This window comes from Corallococcus sp. CA049B (assembly GCF_003611685.1).
Taxonomy (GTDB): domain Bacteria; phylum Myxococcota; class Myxococcia; order Myxococcales; family Myxococcaceae; genus Corallococcus; species Corallococcus coralloides.
Genome location: NZ_RAWC01000191.1, coordinates 1 through 17,893, shown reverse-complemented (window position 1 = coordinate 17,893; position 17,893 = coordinate 1). Strand labels below are relative to the sequence as shown.

The following is a 17,893-nucleotide window of genomic DNA, read 5'->3' as shown; positions in this document are numbered from 1 at the left end:
CCCCGCGAGGGCGCCGAGGCCTCCGCACCACCCCGTCCCGTCGCGGGCGCGCTTGCTCTACCTGTACCGTAGGTTTCTCGCGGCGTCGAAACGCGAGGCGTGGAGCCGGGCGCGGAAGGCCCGTCGTCCCTGTCATGCCGGTTCGCCATGGGTCCAGTGTACCCCTCACTCCAGGATTCCATGTTTCTCGGCACGGCCGCCCGCCCGGTTGCGTCTGAAATCGGGCGCTTCCGTCAAAAGCCGTGATCCCGAAGCAACCTCCAAAGTCCTGCGCGGATAATGCGGGAGAAAAAAGACCCAGACGCGACAGGAGAGGCCTCATGTCCTTCGGTATTGGCTCCAAGCTTGATTCGGTCATGGCCCGCATCCGCCAGGCCTCGGCGGAACGCGCGGCGGCCGCCCAGTCCGTGAAGGAGCCCCTGCCGGACGCACCGGACGCCAAGCCGCTGAACCCCGCGGAAGGCCGCTACCTGGACTCCTTCGAGGAGGAGCGGGCCAAGAAGATGGGCCTGACGTCCCTGGTCGTCCCCCCGGCCCCGGGCACGGACGCTGCCGCCAGCGCCATCCCCACCAACGAGGCGACGCAGGCCCAGAAGGAGCAGGGCTGGAACGCGCCGCAGACGACCGTGGCGCAGACGAGCAAGAAGGGCTGCGCGGAGGCCACCCTCACCTACCTGGAGCAGTCCAGCGCCGAGGAGGCCGCCCCGCTGACGCAGCAGGAGGCCCGCGAGAAGGTGCGCAACAAGGCGGGCACGATTGCCACGGGCGTGAGCGACCAGGTGGACGTGAACCTGGATGACGGCGCGACCCCGGCCGAGATGGGCGCCATGCTCGGCTCCATGGGCATCAAGGTCACCAAGGGCTTCGGTGAGTGCGACACGGACGCGCTCAGCGGCGCGCTGAAGCACGGGCAGATGGCCCTGGCGATGGTGGACTCCAACGCGCTGCTCAACATGACGCTGGCGGAAGATGAGCAACTCCCGGAGACCGGCGAGCTGCACTGGCTCACCATCGACGGCGTGAACCCGGGCCTGAGCGACAGCACGGACGACGACCTCTACCGCGTGCGCGACCCCATCAACGGCGCCTACTGGGTGCCGGCCAGCGACCTGAAGAAGAGCATCGAGCAGGCCCAGGAGAAGCACGGCAGCGGCGGCGTGATGACGGTGCAGAAGGACGGCACCGCGAAGACGGACGAACAGCGCCAGGCCCTGGCCCGCTCGAACCTGGAGCGCACCCAGCCCCTGGGCAAGGGCAACGGCGGCGCCAGCCGGCGCCTGAGCGTGGGCGAGTCCAGCTAGGACTCGCGCGCAGGCCCTGCTTCACCCCAACGCCTTCCCCAGCCTCGCGCCGGGGAAGGCGTTTCCACATCCAGAGGACTCCAGCGGCTCGCCCCCAGCGTGACGGGACGGAGGCGGGTTCTTGGGGCTCAGGTGCCGTCGATGAGGCGGTTCGCCAGGTCCGGGCTGAACTGTCCGGCGGGCGTGCCCGGGGCGATGCCGCACTGGCCATCCGAGTCACCCGGCGTCTTCACCCACAGGAGCAGCTCCGCGCCGCCGCCCGTCTGCGACGTCGCGCCCAGCTTGCGGCCCGCGGGGTTGCACCACTCGCCGTTGGAGCCGTTGCCGTTGCGGCTGGTGTCGATGATGTACTGCCGCGTGTAGCCGTAGCGGCTGTTGAGCGCGGCGTTCACCGCGTTGCCGTACGTGGTGGACTGCGCGGTGGGGTAGAAGTTGGAGACGTTGAGGGAGAAGCCGCGCACGTTGCGCACGCCCGCGGACTCCAGGCGCTGCGCCATGGTGTCGGCGGCGATCCAGCTCGCGTTGCCGCCGTCCAGGTACGTCCAGGTGTTGGGCGCGCGGTCGCGCAGCTGCTCGGAGGCGTAGCGGATGAGGCTCAGCCGCGTGGCGCGCTCCGTGTCGTTGGGCAGGCAGTCCAGCTGCGCGACGCCGTCCGGCTCCACGATGACCACCGCCGGCCGGTTGCCGATGGCGGTCGCGAAGGCGGAGATCCAGCTGCGGTACGCGTCCGCGCTGCCCGCTCCGCCCCCGGAGTGGCTGCCGCAGTCGCGGCCCGGGATGTTGTAGGCCACCAGCACGGGCAGCTTGTCCGCCGCGTCCGCCGCGGCCACGAAGTTGGACACGTCCTGGGCGATGTTGCTGTTCCAGTTGCCGAACCAGCGCGCCATCGGCTTCGAGGCGATGGACGCGTTGATGCGCGACGCGCGGCCGTCACCGCCGTTGTTGCGCACCCACACCGCGGGGTTGGAGTTGGGGTCCACGTAGAAGCCGCTCGTCATCGCCACCGGACCGGAGCCGGTGCCGCTCTCCGTGGTGAGCGAGATGTCATCCAGCCGCACGGTGACGGCGTTGGCGCGGCCACCCAGTTGGAACGTCACCTGCCCCTGGCCCGTGGACAGCGAGGACGTGAACGGGAACGAGAAGCGCCGCGACGTGCCGTCCAGCGTGAAGGACCGCGTGAGCGTGGACGTGTACGGCGCCACCTCCTGCTGCACGGTGGCCTGCGCGGTGATGGTCGCGGAGGCCCGGGCCGTGAAGGCCAGCGTGTACGTCTTCCCGGCGGTGAGCGTCAGGCCACTCTGCCCGACGATGGCGTCCCACGGGTTGGCGGTGTTCGCCGCCACGTCCACGCGCCACAGCCCGCTCTCCACATACGACTGCGTGCTGGCGTTGTTCCACCACGGCGCCACCGAGCCGGAGCTGAAGGTGCCGTTGGTGAGCAGCTCGGTGAGCGCGGCCTCCTGCGCGGTGAGTGCAGGAGAGTCAGGATTGACGGGCTCGGCCGGACCACAGGCCGCGAGCGCGAACAGCGGGACGAACGACAGCGACAACCGGCGCACGGAACGAGGGGTACGCATGAAGGGAACTCCTCACCACGGGGGAGCTCCCTTCTTGCGGCGCGCCACTCTGGAATACAAGACTAAACGGCTATTTCAGCTCTTGACGGAATATTGCTGAAACAGTCACGCCAAGGGGCCAGTCACGGCCCCTGCGGGCCGGGGCTGGCGTTGCCGCCGTCGGTGACGTAGCGCCACTGGCCGTCGGCCTGCCGGCGCCAGACGGTGAGGTACTTCACGTGGTCCACCTCCGGCTGGCCCTGCGCGTTCTTGCCCGTGGAGATGGCGCGGCCCACCGTGTACGCGAGGTCACCAGAGCCCGCCGCGTCCCCCAGCACCGGCTCCCAGCGCAGGTCGATGGCCTCCAGCGTGAACGGCGCGTACGCCTTCGCGATGGCGTCATGGCCGAAGATGCCGGCGGATCCGAGCGGCATCACCGCGTCCTGCGCGGCATAGGCGGCGAAGGCCTTGCCCATGCCCTCGGCGACGGACATGGCGGAGAACGCGCTGTCCGCGGCCTTCGCCTCCTCCAGCACCTTCGCGGGCGCAATCGCGCGCGGCTCCGGCGCCGGCTGCGTGGACGAAGGCGTGACCCCCGCGGGCGGCGTCATCGGCGTCTTGGCGGCGTTGAGCACCGCCACCGCCACGCGCCACTGCCCGTCCGGCTGGCGCTTCCACGCGGTGATGTAGCGCGCGGTCGGCCGCACCGACGTGCCTCCCGACTCCACGGACACGTTGCCCACCGCGTACCCCAGCGTCCCGTCCGCGCTGACGTCCCAGCGCACGGGCGCCCAGCGCACCTTGCCCTCCGCCTCCAGCGGATGCGCGGCCAGCCACGCTCGGATGGCCTCCCTACCCTTCGGCGCGTACGTGCCGTCCACCAGCAGCACCGCGTCGTCAGCGACGAAGTCCGCGAACGCCTGCGCCGAACCGGCCTTCTCCGCCGCGTCCGACATGGCCTGGTCCGCCGCACGCAGTCCGGCGCGCTGATCCTCCAGCGACTGCCTCGCCATCACGGCCTCCGCGCCCGGCCCGGAGGCCTTCGCCCCACCACACCCCAGGGTCCCCAACGCCGCGACGACGAGCGCGCCCGCGAACATCCGTTTCATGTGCTGGTTTCCTTTCGTGAAACACCGGGCCCGCGCCATACACGTAAACACGGAATTCCGCTCGCCTCGCGTCCCGGGGCGATCCAGGAATGATGCGTTTCTACAATTTGAAGGGAATTTCTCCTCGCCGTGAAAGGAATCCCTCGAATGGAAGGACGTAACGCAAGGACCGGCGGCGCCCGGCTGCTGCCGCTGACGGCGCTGCTGCTGGCCACCGGGTGTGAGCCGCGCACCGCGACGCCTCCGGCGCCGGAAGGCCCCACCTCGTCGGTGAAGAAGCTGGGGGCGGGCAGCCTCTCCGCCACCGTGCGCAGGACGGCGCACGGCATTCCCCACGTGCTGGCGGATGACTTCGCGGGCGTGGGCTACGGCTACGGCTACGCGTTCGCGCAGGACAACTTCTGCGCATTGATGGACGCGCTGGTGACGGTGAACGCCGAGCGCTCGCGCTACTTCGGGCCGGACGGCACGTACCTGGCCGCGCTGGGCAGCCAGTACAACAATCTGAAGAGCGACTTCTTCTACCAGGCCATCAACGACGACGGCACGGTGGAGGCGCTCCTGGCGAAGCCGCCGCCCCTGGGCCCGTCCCAGGACGTGCGCGAGCTGGTGCGCGGCTACACGGCGGGCATCAACCGCTACCTGACGGAGACCGGCGTGGACGGGCTCACGGATCCGCGCTGCAAGGGCGCGGCCTGGGTGCGCCCCATCACCGAGCGCGACCTGTACCGGCGCTACTACCAGCTCAGCCTCTTCGCCAGCTCGCTGTTCTTCCTGGACGCGCTGGTGGACGCGAAGCCCCCGTCCCTGCTGCCGGACGGCACGCTGCCCCTGCCGCTGCCCGCGCCCGCCACGCTGGACCGCAAGGTGTTTCCCAGCTCGGAGACGCTGGGCCTGGGCAGCAACGCCTTCGGCCTGGGCAGCCAGGCCACGCGCAACGGCAAGGGCATGCTGCTGGCCAACCCGCACTTCCCCTGGGAGGGCTCGGAGCGCTTCTACGAGGCCCACCTCACGGTGCCGGGCAAGCTCAACGTCTCCGGCGTGAGCCTGCTGGGCGTGCCCGCCATCCTCATCGGCCACAACGAGACGCTGGCCTGGAGCCACACCGTCTCCACCGCGTACCGCTTCACCCCCTTCGAGCTGAAGCTCATCCCGGGCTTCCCCACGAAGTACCTGTACGACGGCCAGATTCGCGAGATGACGACCCGCACCGTCACGGTGCAGGCGAAGGCGGCGGACGGCTCGCTCACGCCGCGTCAGCACACCTTCTACCGTTCGCACCTGGGCCCGATGCTGGAGTACCCGTCCGGCCTGATGACGTGGAACGGCCTCACCGGCTACGCGTTCCATGACGCCAACGCCACCAACCTGCGCCTGCTGGACGCGTTCTTCGCCATGGACCGCGCGGCGAACGTGGACGAGCTGCGCACGGCGCAGGACACCTGGCAGGGCATCCCGTGGGTGAACACCCTCGCCACGGACGCGCAGGGCCGCGCGTACTACGCGGACATGAGCGTGGTGCCGCACGTCACCGACGCGAAGCTCGCGCGCTGCGTGCTGTCCCCCATCCCGCTGCTGGTGCTCGCGAGCGCGGGGCTGCCGGTGCTGGACGGCTCGCGCTCCGACTGCGCGCCAGGCAGCGACGCGGACGCGGTGGAGCCGGGCATCTTCGGTCCGGGCAGCCTGCCGCGCCTCACCCGCGCCGACTACGTCACCAACTCCAATGACAGCTACTGGCTGCCCAACCCCGCCCAGCCGCTCACCGGCTTCCCGCGCATCCTGGGCGGAGAGAAGAACGTGCGCAGCCTGCGCACCCGTCTGGGCCTGAAGATGGTGCAGGGCCGGCTCGCGGGCACGGACGGACTGGAGGGCCAGCGCTTCACGCTGGAGCAGCTCCAGACGGTGATGTTCAACAACCGCAACTACTCCGGCGAGCTGCTGCGCGACGCCGCGGTGTCGCTGTGCCGCCGCACGCCCTTCGTGCTGATGCCGGACCTCACCTTCGAGGACCTGCGCCCCGCCTGCCCCGTGCTGGCCGCGTGGGACCTGAAGGGCGACCTGGACAGCCGGGGCGAGCTGCTCTGGCGCGTGTTCCTCTTCACCGCGGTGGGTGCCACGGGCGGGCCGTACCTGGTGCCCTTCAACGCGAACGACCCCGTCAACACGCCGCGCACGCTCAACACGCTGAACCCGCAGGTGGCCCAGGCGCTGGGCACCGCCATCCGCACGCTGCGCGAGCGCGGCATCGCCCTGGATGCGACGACGGGCTCCGTGCAGGGCAAGCGCAAGAACGGCATCTTCTACCCGGTGCACGGCTGCGCCCACGAAGAGGGCTGCTTCAACCAGATCGCCAACCAGCTGGCGCCGGACGGCACGTATGAGCCCGTCCTGGGCTCCAGCTTCGTCATGGCCGTGTCCTTCACGGACTCAGGCCCCGTGGCGAAGTCCGTGCTCACCTACTCCCAGTCCACCAACCCGGCCTCGCCCTGGTTCGCGGACCAGACGGCCATGTTCTCCCAGAAGCAGTGGGTGGACCGGCGCTACACGGAGGCGGAGATCGCCGCCGACCCGGCGCTGACCGTCACCCACCTTCAGGAGTAGTCAAAGCCAGACAGCAGGGCCCAGGCGGCCCGGTGTCCCTCGCGAGGAGGGGCGCCGGGCCGCGGTGTCTTCGGCCCTTCGGCCTGCATTTGATAAAGTTTGTCAGGCCCGTCCCCGAAAGGCACACTTCACTCCGGGTGAAACTGGAATTCCCGCAGGCGGCGCACTCCCGCGCCCCTTCCTGGGATTCCCACCCGAGGAGACCTCGTGAAGATGCTTCGTTGGAGTGCGGCGGCGCTGGCGCTGTTCGCCGTGGGTTGCGGCCCCGTGGAGGAGCAGCCGCTGGCGCCCGAGCCCGCGGCGCTGGAGACGCTGGAGGCGCTGGAGACGCAGGAGGCGGCGCTGGCGACCCGGGCCTGTACGAACAGCCTGGGATGCCGGGAGGCTTGTACCTGCCAGGGCGGCTACTGCGTGCCGGACGGGTTCGGTCCGCCGCCGCCCGAGGGCCACTGTGATCAACCGCCCGTGCGCGTCTGCTCCACGGGTTCGGACTGCGCCTCTGGCTGCAACTGCGTGGGCAACGTCTGCGTCAATGACGGCTTCAGCCCGCCCGCCAACTGCCTGCTGGCGCCTCCGGATTCGTACGAGAGCGACAACACGCACACCTCCGCGTCCTCGTACCTGGGCACGCCGCAGCTCAACCACTCCTTCCACCGTCAGAACGACGTGGACTGGGTGCTGGTGGCCACGCCCATCAACCAGGTGATGACGGTGGAAACCTACAACCTGCGCAACGGCCCGTGGATGCGCATCGACATCTACGCGTACAACTACGCCACCCGCACGCTGGGCGCGCTCGTGGGCAGCACGTCGAGCACCGTCTGCTCGCAAATCACCCCGTCCTGCTTCGTCTACCGCGCGACGGCGAACGTCGTGGCGAATGGCGTCTACGCGGTGAAGATCACCGACGCGCGCAACCGGCCTGCGGGGTCCGACTACACGCCCACCGCGAAGTACGACCTGAAGATGTACTGAGCCTCAGGGCCTTCAGTCGCGGGGCGGCAGGTCGTCCGCCGTCCCGTCGATGACGCGCTTCGCGATGGCGAAGGAGAAGCCCGCGCGGGCGAGCGCCGCCAGGTCCTTCTTGCGGTTCTCCTCGCGCGTGCTCGGGTCGCGCCGGAAGGGGCCCAGCCGCTTCTTGCGCGCCCAGATGCGGGCGGCGGCGTCTTCCGGCACGTCCTGGGTGGCCTCCGCCAGCTTCTCCTGCACCAGCTCCGGCGCCACGCCCTTCATGCGCAGCTTCTGGGTGATGACGCGCGCGCTGCGGCCAGACGCGCGCAGCGAGTGCACGCGCGTCTCCGCGTACGTCCGGTCGTTGATGAGGCCGTTGCGGATGAGCTTCTCCGCCAGCGCGTCCACCCAGCCCACGGCCTCCGCGCGGTCGGTGCCGTGGAACTTCACGGAGCGGTCCACCCGGCGCATCATCACGCGCTTGAGCTGGCTCACCGTGGCCGCGTACCGCTTGAGGTAGTGCAGCGCCGCGTTCTCCAGATAGCGCGGCGACACCTTCCGGGGCGGCTTCGGCTTGCGAGGCTCCCGGCGGCGCTCCGGGTCCCTGTCGGTGGGATCATCCATGGCGGGACAGCTCTACCACCCGGGTCCGACCCTTGGGGGCGCGTCCGCCGCTCCCCCGGGTAGACCGCCCGGGGCCCGGCTGCCCGGTGGCCCGCCGTGACGGGCTCCCGCCCTGGGCGTCTGGAGCCTGGCGCTGCTCCCGCGCGTAGTGCGTGGGCGGCAGTCCGACGTGGCGGGTGAAGGCCACGCTGAAGGTGCTCGCGGAGCTGTAGCCGGCCTGCTCCGCGACCTCCGCGACGGTGACGTCCTGCTTGCGCCGCAGCAGGTCCTTCGCCAGGGCCATGCGCCAGCCGAGCAGGTACTCCATCGGGGCCACGCCCACCGCGCGGTTGAAGCGCTCGAAGAACGCCGAGCGGGACAGCGCGGCCTCCTTCGCCAGCTGCGCCACGGTCCACGCCTGGGTCGGGCGCTCGTGCATCCGGCGGATGGCCACGGACAGGCGCTCGTCGGAGAGCCCGCGCAGGAGGCCCGGCGACGCCGCGAGCCCCGCGGTGGAGCGGAGCGCTTCGATGAGCAGCACCTCCATGAGACGGGCGAGGATGACCTCTCGCGCGGGCCGCCGCTCACGCGACTCGTCCTTCAAGAGTTCCACCAGGGTGGTGAGCCGCTGCTCCCCGCGAACGTGCACGAACTGGGGCAGGAGCGACACGAGCAGGCTCGCGTCCGGAGAGGCGAAGGCGCAGTACCCCACCAGCAGCCGGACATCGGGCGGGCCGTGGTGGACGCCGTTCCTGATTTCACCGTCGGGCAGCACGATGCGAGGCGTCTCGTGCCTTCCCTTCGGCGGCTCGATGCTCGTCGTCGTGAAGTCGAACGCCGCGGGGATCAGGACGAAGTCCCCCTTCTCCAGAATCACCGGCTCGCGTCCGTCCACCGCGATGCGGCTCCGCCCCATGAGGACCGCGCAGTAGAAGGGCCGCCCAGCTTCCGCGCGCCGGACCCTCCACCGGCCCGCGCCGCTGACGAGCTTCGAGAACGGAGCGCCCGGCTGGAGCAGCGTGACCACTTCCGCGAGGGGATCGACCATGACCGGACTCCTGCGAATGAAATCTGGACTCCCTGTTGTAGCAGGTCCGGTCCGCGCTCCCTATACCTGTCACCGGACCCCGCACTGACAGGAACCGCCATGAAGACCCTTTTGATCACCGGCTGCTCGTCTGGCTTCGGACTCGACACCGCCCGCTACTTCCTCGAGCGCGGCTGGAAGGTCATCGCCACGATGCGCAAGCCGCGCGAGGACGTGCTGCCCCGCTCGGAGCACCTGCGCGTGCTCCCGCTCGACGTCACCGACCCGGCGAGCATCCGCGAGCTGGTGGAGGCCGCCGGCCCCATCGACGTGCTGGTCAACAACGCGGGCGTCGGCCTGATGGGCGTCTTCGAAGGCACCTCCATGGAGACGGTCCGCAACACCTTCGAGACGAACACGTTCGGTGCGATGACCGTGACGCAGGCGTTCCTGCCCGGGTTCAGACAACAGAAGTCGGGGGTCATCGTGAACGTCTCGTCGGGCACGACGCTGAAGCCGCTGCCGCTGCTGGCCGTGTACAGCGCGAGCAAGGCGGCGCTCAACGCGTTCACCGAGTCGCTCGCGCTGGAGCTCCAGCCCTTCGGCGTGCGGGTGAGCCTGGTGATTCCGGGGCGCTCGCCGGAGACGCCCTTCGCCCAGAACGCCCAGGCCCGGACGAAGGACCAGGGTGTCTCCGTCCCCGAGGCGTACGCCGGCTTCGTGCGGAGCATCTTCGAGCAGAGGACGGCGCATGCCTCGGGGCCGGTCACCCGGTCGGCGGACGTGGCGGAGGCCATCTGGCGCGCGGTGAATGACCCGTCGTCCCCCCTCCGCCTGCCCGCGGGCGCGGACGCCGTGGAGATGGCCCGGTCGAACTGAGACCGGGGTTGTGCCTCAAGCGCACCGGCTCGTGAGATATCCATGTCGATCCACCGCGCGGCCGTTCGTCGTGCGGTTGGAACCTCTTCGCCAGGAGCCCCCACATGCGCTTCATGCTCATCCCCCGCCCCTCCTCCCTCGAGCCCACGCGCTCGGACGCCCCCTTCGACGAGGCCGTCTTCATCGCGCAGATGAAATTCAACGAGGAGATGCACCAGGCCGGCGTGCTCATCGCCTCCGAGGGCCTCAGCCCCTCCCCGGGCGCGCACGTCGTCTTCAAGGACGGCAGGTCCACCGTGAAGGACGGCCCCTACGCGGAGACGAAGGAGCTCATCGGCGGCTTCTACGTGCTGGAGGTGAAGTCGAAGGAGGAGGCCATCGAGTGGGCCCGCCGCTATCCGGGCGGCATGGGCAACGACGACGTGATGGAGGTCCGCCCCCTCACCGGCGCCGGAGACATCCCGCCGGAGCTGGTGACGCTCATCGAGAAGGTGGCCCCCACCTGGAGCCGGACCTTCAAGACGTCGTGACGCGGAGCCTCCTCGCCCGCTCTGCACGGGAGGAGGAGGCCCGCCGGCGCCTCCCCGTCCCACCCGCGTCTATACTGCGGCGCGCATGTCCACCCTGCCCGCGCCCGCCCTCGAAGCGTCCGAAGCCCCGGCGTCCGTGCGCTTCCAGGGGCTGTGGCTCTTCTCGCCCCGGGCGGACCTGAGCATCCTGCTGCTGCCCACGCTGCTGCTGCTCGCCTCCGTGTGGCTCGCGAGCCTCACCGGCGAGGGCTCGCAGGGGTTCGCCCAGGGGATTGGCCGGTGGACGTCGCAGTACGTCTTCCTCAACGGCACGCACGTCATCCTGACCTTCCTGCTGGTGGGCACGCGGCGGGAGCTGCTGCACACCACGCCCTCCCAGTCCCGGCTGCTCGTGGGCGGCTCGGCGGCGGTGTTCGCGCTCACCTTCGCGCTGCTCGGCTACGCGGACGCCCATGCGCCGCTGCTGGCGCTGCTGCTGGGCGCGGGCATCCACGTCCTCGCGGCGCACCACACGCTGTCGCAGGTGAAGGGGCTCTGGGCCCTGCACGGCCTGCGGGGCCGCGTCGCGGGCGCTCCGCCGCTGTCCGAGTCCGAGCGCACGCTCCAGCGCCAGTTCGTGCCCGTCGCGCTGACCCTGATGATGATCCGCTCCCTGGCGCTGCCCGTCACCAGCGCGCTGGGCTCACGGCCCATGGTCAACATCGGCCAGGCGGAGTCCGGCGCCCTGCCGCATGGCCTCACCTGGGTGCTGCTCGCCGTCTGGGGCCTCTTCGCCGCGAAGCTGGTGCTCGCGCTGCGCGGGCCTCCGGGACAGAGCGGCCCCCGGCGCGTGTACGTCCTGTCCCATGTCGCGGTGGTGGCGGTGTACCTGGTGTGGCCCCTGTGGGGCGCGGTCCTGAGCGCGGGCATCCACGGCCTGGAGTACTTCTTCCTCACCGGCCGGATGCTCCAGCCCACGCCCGCGGAAGCCACCGCCCGCCTGCGCGGCCCGCGCGTGTGGGCGGCGATGGTGGCCGTCATGGCGCCCATCATCCTGGTGGGCGTGGCCAACAGCCCCTTCGTCACGCTGGTGGATGGGGTGACGGGGGGCGCGGCCACGGCGTTCTTCCTGAGGCAGCAGCCGCTTTGGTCGCTGGGCGTCATCGCCACCAACGGCGTGGTGCTGGCGCACTACTTCGCGGACGCCTTCCTCTACCGCTTCCGCATCCCCCGCGTGCGCGAGGTGACGCTGCCCCGCCTGGGCCTGGGCTGAAGAGAGCCTCCCTGGGGCCTCAGAGCTGGGCCGCCACCAGCCGGGCGTAGGCCCCGTCCTCTTGCACGAGCGTCTCATGGCGCCCCTGCTCGACGATGCGCCCGTTCTCCATCACCAGGATGAGGTCCGCCTTGCGGATGGTGCTCAGCCGGTGCGCGATGACGATGCGGGTGCAGTTCAGTGAAGCCAGCGCGTCCTGCACCCGGTGCTCCGTGACGGAGTCCAGGGCGCTCGTCGCTTCATCCAGCAGGAGGATCTTCGGATCACGCACCAGGGCGCGGGCCAGGGCCAGCCGCTGCCGCTGGCCTCCGGACAGGGACATGCCCCGGTCCGCCAGCGGCGTGTCGTACTTGAGAGGCATGGCCAGGATTTCGTCGTGGATCTGCGCCTGCTTCGCCGCGGCGATGATGCGCTCCGGGGACGCCGCCGGGTCGCTGAGCGCGATGTTCGCGCGCAGCGTCGTCCCGAAGAAGGACGGCTCCTGCAGGACGATGCCCACCTGCCCCCGCACCGCGCTCAACGACAGCTGCTCCAGGTCCACCCCGTCGTAGAGCACCCGCCCGTCCGTGGGCAGATAGAGCCCCAGCAGCAGGTTCGCGAGCGTGCTCTTGCCCGCGCCGGAGCGCCCCACGATGGCCACCATCTGCCCGGGCTCGACGCGCACGGACACGTCCTGGATGATCAACGGGGACAGGGGACCGAACCGGAACGACACGCGCTCCATCTCGATGCGCCCCCGCAACTCCACCTGGGCCTCCGGCCGCGCCGGCTCGCGCTCCACCGGCGTGTCCAGCACGTCGTCGATGCGTTCGATGTAGCTGCCCACCAGCTGCAGCTGCCCCATCGTGGTGACCAGGTTCGCCAGGGGTGTCAGCAGGGCCACGGCCAGCGCGTTGAGGCTGAGCATCGTCCCCAGGCTCGTCCGCCCCTCCAGGACCTGGAGCGCCCCCATGCCGAGCAGCAGGAGCGGCGCGCTCAACTTCAGCGTGCCGGTGAGCGCGTCCACCCAGGCGGTCAGCCGGCCTCGGGCCAGCGTGACGTTGAGCACGTCCACGAAGAGGCCGGAGTAGTGCTGCACGGCGCGGTGCTCCGCGCCGAAGGCCTTCAGCGTCTGCATCCCCGTGAGCATCTCAATCTGGTAGCTCTGGTTGCGCGCGTCCAGGTCCAGGTTCCGCGCGAGCAGGCTGCGCTGCTGGCTCCGCGACACCAGGAACACCCCCACCTGCAACGCGCCCAGGCACCCCACCAGCAGGGCCGTACCGGGGCTCGCCACGGTCAGGATGAGGAAGTAGAGCACCACCAGCAGCCCATCCAGCAGCGTGGACACGAGGCCGGAGGAGAGCACCTCGCGCACGGTGGCGGTGACGTTGAGGCGCGCCATCAGGTCGCCCGCGGCGCGCACCTGGAAGAAGGGGTACGCCAGCGACACCAGGTGCTCGAGGAAGCCGAGCGTCATGTCCGAGTCCACCCGCGTGCGCAGCTCCAGCAGCAGGTGGCTGCGCACCAGCGAGGTGAGCAGGTGGAAGCCCACCAGCGCGCCCAGGCCCACGCCCAGGACCAGCAGCAGGTGGTAGTCCCCCCGGGGCACGACGCGGTCCACCACCAGGCCCGTCAACAGGGGGATGGAGAGCATCAGGACCTGCAGCATCAACGACAGGACGAACACCCGCGTGAGCGTCTGGGACTGGCGCGCGAACTTCTCCACGTAGCGCGACATGCGCCGGGCTCTGCCCGGGCCGCGCACGAAGCCCTCGCCGGGCTCGAAGAGCAGCGCCACGCCGGTGAAGAACTGCCGGAACTGCTCCATGGACACGAAGCGGCGGCCCTGCGACGGGTCGACGATGTGGACGCCCTCCGGGGTCCACCGCTCCAGGACGACGTAGTGGGTGAACTTCCAGTGGAGGACCGACGCCTCGGGCAGGAAGGGCACCGCGTCCAGGTCGATGGAGACGCCCCGCCCCCGCAGGCCGAAGGCGCGCCCCGCCGTCAGCAGCTGCGCCGCCGCGAGCCCGCCCTGGGCCGCCCCCGTCACGAGCCGCACGTCGTCCAGCACCACGCCCCGGCCGTGGAAGCCCAGCACCATGGCCAGGCAGGCGATGCCGCACTCCGCCGGGGTCATCTGCCGCACCTCCGGGATGCGCCGGCCGCGCACCGCCGCCTGGAGCCGCTTCAGCGCGGGGAAGCGCTCCACGAGCCCCCGCCCGGATTCATCCGTCATGGGGGGAGCAGCTCCTTCAGTCCGGGGACGAGCGTGAGCAGGATGCTCTCCGACTTCACCCGCGCCTCCGCCCGCGCGGGCATGCCGTCGTAGTAGTTGAAGGTCCGGCCCTCGCGGACGAACGTCCGCAGCGGCAGCCGCGCGCGCACGAGCACCAGCGCCCCCTCCAGGGGAACGGCGTCCCCCAGCTCCGCGCCCAGGTAGCGCCGCGCCTCCCCGGGCCCGATGATCTGATCCCCCACGGACTCGATGACGAGGTCGCGGTACTCGTAGGCGAAGCCCTGCAGCTCCAGGCGCAGGTCCATGCCCGGCAGGAGCAGCGGCCGGTACTGCCCCGGAAGGAAGGCCAGCACCGCCACCGTCGCCTCGTCCCCCAGGAGCGACAGCGCGCGCACGCCGGAGGCGATGTACTGGCCGGGCTGGAGCCGCAGGTCCCCCACGACGCCCGCGTGGGGCGCGCGCAGCGTGCGCTCCTCCAGCCGGGCCTGGGCCAGCTCGCGCTCGGCGCGGAGGCCCGTGAGCGCCTGACGCGCGCCCTCGTCCGAGGGGTCGCGCAGGTAGCGGACCAGCTGCAGCTCGAACTCGCGGGAGATGCGCGCCAGGGTCCCCTGCTCCTGTTCGGACGCGAAGCGCACCAGCGGCTGGCCCGCGACGACGCGCTGGCCGGGCTGCACGTCCACCGTCAGCACCACGCCGGAGAACGCGACCGTCAGGTCCGTCTTGCCCTCCACGCGGATGAGCGCGGGCCCCGCCGCGTATTCGAAGAGCGTGCCCACGCAGAAGAAGAGCAGCGAACAGGCCAGCGTGCCCACCAGCACCCAGTACGCCCACCGGGTCCACGCGGGGCTGATTCTCAGGACGTCCCCTCCGGACTCCTCGTGGGCCCGCTGCTGATACTCCAGCGCCTCCTTGCGGTACGGGCTCGGCCGGGACGTCATGGCGTGACCACCTGGGGGGCGGCCGTCGCCTGGACGAACACCCGCACCACGACGCCCGAGGGCACCGGCGCGCGGCCCTCCTCCCGGGACACGCTGGCGATGGCCAGCACCATGCGCGAGGCCGCGTCCACCTCCGGCGACAGGTTCTCCACCCGCCCCTCCAGGACCCGCCCCAGCGAGGGCACCTCCACGGACAGCCGCGTGCCCACCGTGACGCTCGCCGACTGGTCCTCTGGAATGGCGAAGCGCACCTGCTGCGTCCCGGCGCGGATGAGGTGGAAGAGCGCGCGGCCGGGAGAGACCATCGCCCCCGTGTCCAGGTAGCGGATGGCCACCTGCCCGTCGAAGGGCGCCACCACGGCGGCGTCGGAGAGCTTCTGGGCCATCTGCTCCACGCGAGCCTTGCGCTCGGCCACGACCGCCTCCGCCGCGCGCAGGCGGCCTACGGCGGTCTGCTCCTGGTAGCGCGCGGTGGCCAGCTCCTCCTCGGAGAGGGCGCCCAGGGCCAGCTGCTTCGGGTCCGAGCGGCGCTGGAGCCGCTCCTGCATCTCCGTGAGCGCGATGGACGCGATGTGCCGCTCCGCCTCCCCCGCCTGGAGCGAGGCCTGCGCCACAGCCAGCTCGCGCTGGAGCGCCCGCGTGTCCAGCCGGGCGAGCACCGCCCCCTGGCGCACGCTGTCCCCCACCTGCGCGTCCATCCGCTCGAGGGTGCCCTCCAGCCGGGCCGCCACGTCCACGCTGCCCCCGGCGACGATGACGCCCAGCCATCCCTCGCGCCGGGCCGCCTCCTGCACGTGGGGCACCCGCTCCAGAGAGGAAGGCTCCCCGGTCCGGGCCGGGGCCGCCATCCCCCGGCCGCCATGCCACCGGATGAGCAGCAGGGCCCCCAGGAAGACCAGGGTGCCCAGGCCCAGCGCCAATGTCGTGCGTCGTGACATCAAACGGAAGTCATGCGGGGCGCGGCTCGCACGGGCTCCAGGGCCAGGACCGAAGGGACGAAGGAAGGTGAGGCGAGTCGCAACAACCCGAGCCCGATGCCGGACAGTCCCAGCATCAGCCCCGGCGCCTCATTGTACTTCGGCAGGCCGCAACGCCACTTTCCATCCCGCCCCTGCGCCAGCACCCGCGCGGCCCGCGACAGCGCGGCCTGCTTCCAGGCCTCGTCGCCCAGCACCTCGCCGGCCAGGTGGAGGAGCTCCAGGTTGCCCACGTCCCCGTGGCACAGACAGTGGCTGCCGCCAAAGCCCTCGCGCAGCACGGTGTCCAGCCCCACGGAGATCTCCGGCGCGAGCTTGTCGTCCTCCAGGTGCCGTGAGGACAGCAGCCGGCCCAGCGTCACCCCGGCCGCGCCGTTGCACCAGGCCGTGAGGAACGCGCCAGGCACCAGCGGCTCCCCCTCCCGCGACGTGCGCAGGTCGCGCCAGTTGCCGACCTCCGGGACGAACAGCGTGCGCTCGAAGACGAGCGCCTGGCGCGCCGCCTCCCGGTAGCGCTCGTCCCCGGTGGCCGTGGCCAGCTCCAGCAGGGACCAGATGAACCCCGTCGCGCCGTGGGCCATCCCGGAGAGCTCACACGAGGCCGCCGGCACCAGCCAGGCCCGGCCGCCGCGCTTGGAGTCGCGCGCCGTCTGGAGCATCCGCTCGCCGCACCTGCGCGCCAGCCGGAGCGCCTCCGCGCTCCCGGTCTGCTGGTGCAGCCGCAACAGCACGAGCGCGCAGCCCGCGACGCCGCTGCACAGGTCCAGCGCCTTGTCCGCGTCGATCTTCGCCTCCAGCGCCCCCAGCTCCGCGTGGACCTCGTCCAGCAGCCCGGGCTCCCCCAGCACCGCGGCCAGGTGGCTGAGCACGTAGACATGGGACGCGCGTCCCGCGAGCGCGCCCACGCTGGGGTAGTCCATGGGGTCCGGCGTGCGCCACTGGGCGCGCACGGTCTCCGCCGCCTTGCGCGCCAGCGCCGCGAAGTCGCCGCGCCCCGTGACGGCCGACAGGTAGCCGAAGAAGAGCGCCAGCCCTCCCACGCCGTCGTAGAGCCCCGCGTTGATGGGCGACAGCGTCCAGCGCCAGTGCTCCAGGTCCTGGAGGCTCACGCCAATCCAGGTGACGTCCTGGGCGCCGTGGATGGCGCTCGCCGCCAGGTACTCGCCCAGCTGCACCGCGCCCGCGAGGCACGCCTCGGCGGTGGCCGGAGGCGGCAGGGACGCCGCGGCCTCCGGGGACGTCCGGGTGGCGGACTCGCGCTCCTTGTCGATGGCCACCATGGACTGGCGGATGAGCGCCACCTGCGCGTCGCAGCCCTCGGGGCCCAGCGCCGCCAGCAGCTGGAGCGAGTCCTCCAGGCTGGCGCGCTGGAAATAGTCCGGCACGCACCGGCCCTGGCTGTCCCAGACGTGGCGCTCGCCGGGCCGGGCGGAGAAGACGGGCACGTCCCCCAACCGCAGGTCCTCGTGCTCGGAGGGCGCCAGGCGCCCCAGCGAGGGACGCACGCGGACCTCCGCCCACAGCTTGTCCAGGGCCTGGTCCCGGTCGAGCGCGTCGTGGAGGAAGTCCGGGTGGAGGCTCTCCTGCAGGAGGAAGCCGTAGCGCATCGTCGCCCGGGCGATGTGCCGCACCTCCACGTCGTGGAAGTCCCGGAGCAGGCGGGCCACCTCTTCGCGGTGGCGGCACAGGTGCAGGTACGTCTCCCGGAACCCGTCCACGATGGAGTTCACGAACTCGGTGACGTCCACCGGCTTGCCGTGGAGCAGGGCGCGGTTGTGGGCCCCCGACGTGGCCATCTGCCGGTGCACCACGCGCATCGTGTCCTGGGCGCGGTCCTCCACCGTGGCGGAGGCGTGGGGATACAGCTGCCCGGCCTCGCCCCCCAGGCCGCTCAGGTCCACCCCCGGCCGTCCCTGGGCGACGGGGACACGGCGATGCACCGGGCCGCGCG

14 protein-coding genes are annotated in these 17,893 nt (G+C 71.3%); 6 read left to right on the top strand and 8 right to left on the bottom strand.

All coding sequences use genetic code 11. The features are described from left to right. Positions 1–320: 320 nt before the first annotated feature. Entirely contained in the window at positions 321–1,301 is a 981-nt protein-coding gene (locus tag D7W82_RS40680) for a hypothetical protein (protein ID WP_158617757.1), read from the top strand. A 128-nt stretch (positions 1,302–1,429) separates the two neighbouring features. Here D7W82_RS40680 and D7W82_RS30450 read toward each other — a convergent pair whose 3' ends face one another. Further along, a complete protein-coding gene (locus tag D7W82_RS30450) occupies positions 1,430–2,878 on the bottom strand; it encodes a glycoside hydrolase family 6 protein (RefSeq protein ID WP_120621676.1) in 1,449 nt (482 codons plus the stop codon). Between the two features lie 122 nt (positions 2,879–3,000). Beyond that, positions 3,001–3,966 (bottom strand): DUF4440 domain-containing protein, encoded by a 966-nt coding sequence (locus D7W82_RS30445; RefSeq protein WP_158617756.1) that lies wholly within the window; start codon positions 3,964–3,966, stop codon positions 3,001–3,003. A gap of 147 nt (positions 3,967–4,113) precedes the next feature. On the opposite strand from D7W82_RS30445, the gene D7W82_RS30440 reads away from it, so the two are divergent. Further along, positions 4,114–6,567, top strand: coding sequence for an acylase (locus D7W82_RS30440; RefSeq protein WP_120621674.1), 2,454 nt, complete (start codon positions 4,114–4,116; stop codon positions 6,565–6,567). 207 nt (positions 6,568–6,774) lie between these two features. Continuing rightward, on the top strand, positions 6,775–7,542 hold the full coding sequence (locus D7W82_RS30435) for a hypothetical protein (protein WP_120621673.1): 768 nt from the start codon (positions 6,775–6,777) through the stop codon (positions 7,540–7,542). Positions 7,543–7,554: 12 nt separating this feature from the next. Here D7W82_RS30435 and D7W82_RS30430 read toward each other — a convergent pair whose 3' ends face one another. Continuing rightward, a complete protein-coding gene (locus D7W82_RS30430) occupies positions 7,555–8,142 on the bottom strand; it encodes a regulatory protein RecX (RefSeq protein ID WP_120621672.1) in 588 nt (195 codons plus the stop codon). Continuing rightward, entirely contained in the window at positions 8,135–9,169 is a 1,035-nt protein-coding gene (locus tag D7W82_RS30425; RefSeq protein WP_120621671.1) for an AraC family transcriptional regulator, read from the bottom strand. Before D7W82_RS30425 ends, D7W82_RS30430 begins: the two co-directional genes overlap by 8 nt. 99 nt (positions 9,170–9,268) lie before the next feature. Here D7W82_RS30425 and D7W82_RS30420 point away from each other — a divergent pair, with 99 nt between their 5' ends. The 3 genes from D7W82_RS30420 (at position 9,269) to D7W82_RS30410 (ending at position 11,809) form a co-directional block, all read left to right on the top strand. Further along, the gene (locus D7W82_RS30420; RefSeq protein ID WP_120621670.1) at positions 9,269–10,027 is read left to right on the top strand and encodes an SDR family oxidoreductase; all 759 of its coding nucleotides are present in this window, start codon (positions 9,269–9,271) and stop codon (positions 10,025–10,027) included. 104 nt (positions 10,028–10,131) lie between these two features. Then, positions 10,132–10,557 carry a YciI family protein gene (locus D7W82_RS30415; protein WP_120621669.1) on the top strand — a complete coding sequence of 142 codons (426 nt, stop codon included), beginning with the start codon at positions 10,132–10,134 and terminating at the stop codon, positions 10,555–10,557. 85 nt (positions 10,558–10,642) lie between these two features. After that, positions 10,643–11,809, top strand: coding sequence for a hypothetical protein (locus D7W82_RS30410; protein ID WP_120621668.1), 1,167 nt, complete (start codon positions 10,643–10,645; stop codon positions 11,807–11,809). 19 nt (positions 11,810–11,828) lie between these two features. On the opposite strand, the gene D7W82_RS30405 is transcribed toward D7W82_RS30410, so the two are convergent. The 4 genes from D7W82_RS30405 to lanM form a co-directional block, all read right to left on the bottom strand. Beyond that, complete coding sequence (locus D7W82_RS30405) at positions 11,829–14,027, bottom strand: peptidase domain-containing ABC transporter (RefSeq protein WP_120621667.1); 2,199 nt, start codon at positions 14,025–14,027, stop codon at positions 11,829–11,831. Further along, entirely contained in the window at positions 14,024–14,965 is a 942-nt protein-coding gene (locus D7W82_RS30400; RefSeq protein ID WP_120621666.1) for an HlyD family efflux transporter periplasmic adaptor subunit, read from the bottom strand. The genes D7W82_RS30405 and D7W82_RS30400 overlap by 4 nt, the downstream gene beginning before the upstream one ends. Then, positions 14,962–15,903 carry an efflux RND transporter periplasmic adaptor subunit gene (locus tag D7W82_RS30395; protein WP_120621665.1) on the bottom strand — a complete coding sequence of 314 codons (942 nt, stop codon included), beginning with the start codon at positions 15,901–15,903 and terminating at the stop codon, positions 14,962–14,964. Before D7W82_RS30395 ends, D7W82_RS30400 begins: the two co-directional genes overlap by 4 nt. Then, on the bottom strand, positions 15,903–17,893 hold a 1,991-nt coding region (gene lanM, locus D7W82_RS30390; RefSeq protein WP_120621664.1), incomplete at its 5' end, for a type 2 lanthipeptide synthetase LanM. The genes D7W82_RS30395 and lanM, both read right to left, overlap by 1 nt.

What these genes read in the sequence shown, in the direction of transcription:
- D7W82_RS40680 (WP_158617757.1), top strand. Translation starts at nt 321, where the DNA reads ATGTCCTTCGGTATTGGCTCCAAGCTTGATTCGGTCATGGCCCGCATC.
- D7W82_RS30450 (WP_120621676.1), bottom strand. Translation starts at nt 2,878, where the DNA reads ATGCGTACCCCTCGTTCCGTGCGCCGGTTGTCGCTGTCGTTCGTCCCG.
- D7W82_RS30445 (WP_158617756.1), bottom strand. Translation starts at nt 3,966, where the DNA reads ATGAAACGGATGTTCGCGGGCGCGCTCGTCGTCGCGGCGTTGGGGACC.
- D7W82_RS30440 (WP_120621674.1), top strand. Translation starts at nt 4,114, where the DNA reads ATGGAAGGACGTAACGCAAGGACCGGCGGCGCCCGGCTGCTGCCGCTG.
- D7W82_RS30430 (WP_120621672.1), bottom strand. Translation starts at nt 8,142, where the DNA reads ATGGATGATCCCACCGACAGGGACCCGGAGCGCCGCCGGGAGCCTCGC.
- D7W82_RS30425 (WP_120621671.1), bottom strand. Translation starts at nt 9,169, where the DNA reads ATGGTCGATCCCCTCGCGGAAGTGGTCACGCTGCTCCAGCCGGGCGCT.
- D7W82_RS30420 (WP_120621670.1), top strand. Translation starts at nt 9,269, where the DNA reads ATGAAGACCCTTTTGATCACCGGCTGCTCGTCTGGCTTCGGACTCGAC.
- D7W82_RS30415 (WP_120621669.1), top strand. Translation starts at nt 10,132, where the DNA reads ATGCGCTTCATGCTCATCCCCCGCCCCTCCTCCCTCGAGCCCACGCGC.
- D7W82_RS30410 (WP_120621668.1), top strand. Translation starts at nt 10,643, where the DNA reads ATGTCCACCCTGCCCGCGCCCGCCCTCGAAGCGTCCGAAGCCCCGGCG.
- D7W82_RS30405 (WP_120621667.1), bottom strand. Translation starts at nt 14,027, where the DNA reads ATGACGGATGAATCCGGGCGGGGGCTCGTGGAGCGCTTCCCCGCGCTG.
- D7W82_RS30400 (WP_120621666.1), bottom strand. Translation starts at nt 14,965, where the DNA reads ATGACGTCCCGGCCGAGCCCGTACCGCAAGGAGGCGCTGGAGTATCAG.
- D7W82_RS30395 (WP_120621665.1), bottom strand. Translation starts at nt 15,903, where the DNA reads ATGTCACGACGCACGACATTGGCGCTGGGCCTGGGCACCCTGGTCTTC.